The sequence below is a fragment of the Lentilitoribacter sp. EG35 genome, assembly GCF_040784015.1.
In the GTDB taxonomy this organism is placed as follows: Bacteria; Pseudomonadota; Alphaproteobacteria; order Rhizobiales; family Rhizobiaceae; genus Lentilitoribacter.
Map to the genome: position 1 here is coordinate 1 of NZ_JBFNGQ010000028.1, position 1,914 is coordinate 1,914.

The 1,914-nt window shown below is 39.8% G+C and carries 1 protein-coding gene; it reads left to right on the top strand.

Annotated features, from left to right (window positions below; genetic code table 11):
* Positions 1-686: 686 nt before the first annotated feature.
* Complete coding sequence (gene galE / locus AB2J24_RS19785; protein WP_367386801.1) at positions 687-1,682, top strand: UDP-glucose 4-epimerase GalE; 996 nt, start codon at positions 687-689, stop codon at positions 1,680-1,682.
* Positions 1,683-1,914 lie beyond the last annotated feature (232 nt).

Genomic DNA, 1,914 nt, shown 5'->3' on the forward strand with positions numbered 1-1,914 from the left:
CCGTAGCCGCAGCATTTGAACCTCAGTTAACCAGTAAAGATTGCTCATTATAAACTCCATCTTAGTCAATAAAATGAATCAGAGCTGATGTAACTTTGCAAGATAATTAATGGGTCCTGAGCCTAACCAATTTCATTGAGTTGCGTCGGTTGCACCTACATTCAGATAGACTATTTTGATAACGAAATATGACATTATTGGCTGCTGACCAGAAGGTAATTTTGTCTTTGATGTTCCCGTAGAAATGTTTCAATGAATAGCCCCTAGAGTTGTTAATCCGTTAGCTCCAGTTGGCTAAACATTCCAGAGCGTTGTTTGTTTTCAAATTTTAGAGTCCGTTTTTATGGCTGTAAATTTGGCTACCGAACTGGCAAATCCTTGTTTATGTATTCTGGAAATACCTTCCAATATTGACAAGTTCCATAGTAAATTTTGCTTTGAATATCTAAATTCTCAATATTTTTTAAATATTGATGATACTTGTGAAGAGGAGGTGGAATAACGTAGATATGGTCATGTAAAAAGATTACTAATTATGGCACTTATTGGTTACTGGTACATTTTTCAAAAAGACAGCGTTGTAAATCTGGAAGCTTAACAGGAAATCATGATTCCAATTTCGCGGATACAATGGTGTTAGAATAGTAATGGGCGTTTGTAGAAATTCATTGTTTTAAGGTTTTATTTTGACTAAAAAGATTTTGATTACGGGTGGTGCTGGATATATTGGTAGTCATACGTTGCTTGCAGCTGTGGGCCAAGGATATGATGTTGCCGTTATCGATAACTTGTCGACTGGCCGCAGAGAAGTTATTCCAACTGAATGCGCTTTTTATGAAGTGGATCTCGTTGATAAACCTAAAGTGGAGCAGGCACTCAAGGAGTTTTTACCTGACACGGTTATTCATTTCGCGGGTTCTATTGATGTGCGTGAATCTGTCGAAAATCCCATTAAGTACTATGCGAACAATACTTATGCTTCACTTGCTTTGATTGAAGCGTGTGTCAAACATAACGTGCAGCGTTTTATCTTTTCATCCACAGCTGCGGTATATGGTAACCCAGATGGGGGGACGGTTAGTGAGACCTCCCCAACTTTTCCGATTAATCCTTATGGTCATTCCAAACTCATGACTGAACAGATTTTGTCGGATGCTTCGAAGTCTCATGGATTTCGCTATGCTATTTTGCGTTATTTTAATGTTGCAGGCGCGGATTTAAGGCTCAAGGCGGCTCAACCAACGCCTATGGCAACTCACTTGATTAAGGTCGCATGTCAGACGGTTCTGGGACTCCACCCATCCATAAAGATATTTGGTACTGATTATGAGACGGCTGACGGTACGTGTATTCGTGATTTTATTCACATCTCAGATTTAGCTCGAGCTCATTTAAATGTTTTGGATTATATGACTGAATACGATGCTTCAGCAGTCTTTAATTGTGGTAACGGGCAAGGATATTCAGTCAAACAAATTCTGGATGCAGTTCAAAGAGTTAGTGGTATTAATTTTAAGATAGAACATGGTAGTCGCCGCGCTGGAGACCCTCGTTCTCTGATAGCTGACACCTCATGCCTACGGAATAAAACAGGATGGGTGGCTCAGCATGAAGATATAGATGAAATAGTTTCAAGCGCGTTGGCCTGGGAAAGAAAAATTCTCGAAAGCGCTAGCCTATAGTATTGTGTTCTTATAGGTCTACTGGTGACATTTTAGTGCAGTCGGAATTTACACTTCTATGATTGCCTATGAAGACGATGCGTGCCTAATCCAACCCATACAAAGTGACCTGAGCCCAAACTTCCCTCCAGTAAATTTGGAGAATCTGTCATGATATTTATGGCGTTAAGCGGCCATGTTTTTCAAGTTTCTTTTTAAGGTGAATTCACTTGGTGTGAGATTGCCCAGTGAT